This is a genomic window from Planomonospora algeriensis (genome assembly GCF_977012225.1).
The window spans coordinates 1-2,552 of record NZ_CDRNDK010000681.1 but is presented as its reverse complement, the minus strand read 5'-3'; the positions used below and the strand labels follow the sequence as shown (position 1 = coordinate 2,552).

3 protein-coding genes are annotated in these 2,552 nt (G+C 73.9%); 2 read left to right on the top strand and 1 reads right to left on the bottom strand.

Going from position 1 to position 2,552, the window contains the following annotated elements; translation table 11 throughout:
- Positions 1-581 (bottom strand): saccharopine dehydrogenase family protein (locus ACWJ6R_RS34430; protein ID WP_449066219.1); only part of this gene is annotated, 581 nt, incomplete at its 3' end.
- Positions 582-739: 158 nt separating this feature from the next.
- On the opposite strand from ACWJ6R_RS34430, the gene ACWJ6R_RS34425 reads away from it, so the two are divergent.
- Both ACWJ6R_RS34425 and ACWJ6R_RS34420 read left to right on the top strand, forming a co-directional pair.
- Positions 740-1,222: a cation:proton antiporter regulatory subunit gene (locus tag ACWJ6R_RS34425; RefSeq protein ID WP_449066218.1), complete on the top strand. Its 483-nt coding sequence runs from the start codon at positions 740-742 to the stop codon at positions 1,220-1,222.
- Between the two features lie 7 nt (positions 1,223-1,229).
- Complete coding sequence (locus tag ACWJ6R_RS34420) at positions 1,230-2,393, top strand: cation:proton antiporter (protein ID WP_449066217.1); 1,164 nt, start codon at positions 1,230-1,232, stop codon at positions 2,391-2,393.
- Positions 2,394-2,552 lie beyond the last annotated feature (159 nt).

Genomic DNA, 2,552 nt, shown 5'->3' with positions numbered 1-2,552 from the left:
CGCGCGCCGTGCCGGGCGCGGGAGAGCGCCGTGACGGCCGAGTGCACGGTGCCGCCCGACGGCCGCCCGCCTCCCCGCACGTATCCGTCGACGCTGATCGGCACCCCTTCCGGGAGCCGCTGCACGGTGAAGTAGACGCCCAGGTCGTGCGGGACCGAGTCGAATCCGCAGGCGTGCACGAGCCTGGCCCCGGTCTCCCTGGCGGTCGCGTGGTGCCGGGCGAAGACCAGGTCGACGAACTCCGGCTCGCCGGTGATGTCGGCGTAGTGGGTGCCCGCCGCCGCGCAGGCGGCGACGAGCGGCTCGCCGTGGAAGACGTACGGGCCCACGGTGCTGGCGACCACCCGGGTCCGCCGGGCGATCTCCGCCAGCGAGACCGGGTCGGACGCGTCGGCGTGCAGCAGGGGCAGCTCCGGCAGGCCGAGCCGCGCCCTGACCGCCTCCAGCCGCGCCCGGTCGCGGCCGGCCAGCGCCCAGCGCCGTTCCGGACCGGCGCGGCGGGCGAGGTACCGCGCGGTGAGCGCGCCGGTGAACCCGGTGGCGCCGAACAGCACGATGTCGTACGGGCGGTCCTCAGGCATGGGGGAAGGGTCTCCCGGCCGGCCCCTTCCGCAACCCCCGCGCCGGAAGGAGCCCGGCCGGCGTGATCACCGCTGCGGGGCCGTTCGGCGAACGGCCGCCCTGGTTGGTAGGTTCGGGGAAACACAGGCAATAAACGGACAAGCGGAGGATCGGCGCGGTGGAAGTCGAGCAGACGGCGTTGCCGGGGATCGGATTGCGGCACGAGTTCACCACACGCTCCGGACGCCGGGTCGGGGTCGTCTCCCACCGGACCGGCCGCCGCGACCTGGTGATCTACGACAAGGAGGACCCCGACCGCGCGTGCGAGGTCGTCAAACTGAACGACGAGGAGGCCGACGCGCTGGTCGAGCTGCTCGGCGCCCCGCGCATCGTGCAGCGCCTCAACGCCCTGCACCGCGAGGTCGAGGGCCTGGTCAGCCTGCAGCTGCCGATCGCCCCCGACTCGCCGTACGACGGGCGGACCATGGGCGACGCGCGCGTGCGCTCCCGCACCGGCGCGTCCATCGTGGCCGTGGTCCGCGCCGGGCAGGTCTTCGCCAGCCCCGCACCGGACTTCGGGCTCACCGGCGACGACATCGTCGTCGTGGTGGGCAGCCCGGACAGCACCGACGCCGTCGCCGACATCTTCACCAACGGTTAGGCCGCTAGTGCACCACACTGCAATCCTGTTCCTGGAGTTCGGCGCGGTCCTACTCGGACTCGGCATCCTGGGAGCGCTGGCGCTGCGCGTCGGCATCTCTCCCATCCCCCTCTACCTGATCGCCGGCCTGGCCTTCGGCACCGGCGGCATCGTGCCCCTGGCGACCAGTGAGGAGTTCATCGCCACCGGCGCCGAGCTCGGCGTCATCCTGCTGCTGCTCACCCTCGGCCTGGAGTACAACGCCGACGAGCTCGTGACCAGCCTCAAGGGCAACGCCCGCGCCGGCATCGTCGACCTGGTGCTCAACGCCGCGCCCGGCGCGGTCTGCGCGCTGCTGCTCGGCTGGGGCCCGGTCGCGGCCGTGGCGATGGCCGGCGTCACCTACGCCACCTCCTCCGGTATCACCGCCAAGGTCCTGTCCGACCTGGGCTGGATCGGTAACCGCGAGACCCCGGTGGTGCTCTCGCTGCTGGTCTTCGAGGACCTGACCATGGCGGTCTACCTGCCGGTCCTGACCGCGATGCTGGCGGGCCTGTCCCTGGCGGGCGGGGCGGTCACGGTGGCGATCGCGCTGGCCACGGTCAGCGTGGTACTGCTGGTCGCGCTCCGCTACGGGCGGTTCATCGAGGCGTTCGTCTCCAGCCCGAACTCCGAGGTGCTGCTGCTGAAGGTCGTCGGGCTCGCGCTGCTGGTCGCCGGGCTCGCCCAGCACCTGCAGGTGTCGGCCGCGGTGGGCGCGTTCCTGGTCGGCATCGCCCTGTCGGGGGAGCTGGCCGAGGACGCCCAGGCGCTGCTGGCCCCGCTGCGCGACCTGTTCGCCGCGGTCTTCTTCGTCTTCTTCGGCCTGCAGACCGATCCGGCGAAGATCCTGCCCGTCGCCGGGCTCGCCGCGGCGCTCGCCCTGGTGAGCATGGCGACCAAGCTGCTCACCGGCGTCTACGCGGCCCGGCGGGCGGGCATCGCGCGGGCGGGCCGGATCCGCGCCGGCATCGCGCTCATCCCGCGCGGCGAGTTCAACATCGTGATCGCGGGACTGGCCGTGGCCGCCGGCGCCCACCCGGACCTGGGGCCGCTGGCCGCCGCCTACGTCCTCATCCTGGCGGCGTTCGGTCCGCTGGCCGCGCGCCTGGTCCAGCCGTTCATCACCCGCATCGCCGGCCGCCCCGCCTGACCCGCCGGCCCGGCGGGAGCTCCTCCCGAGATCCCGCCGGGGCCGCGCATCTGGTAGGCATGGGCGGATGATGCGATTCCTCGCCGCTCCGGCGGCAGCCGCCCTCCTCCTCGCCGCCGCCCCCGGCCGCTCCGGCGGCCGGGGCGTCCGTGTCAGGGA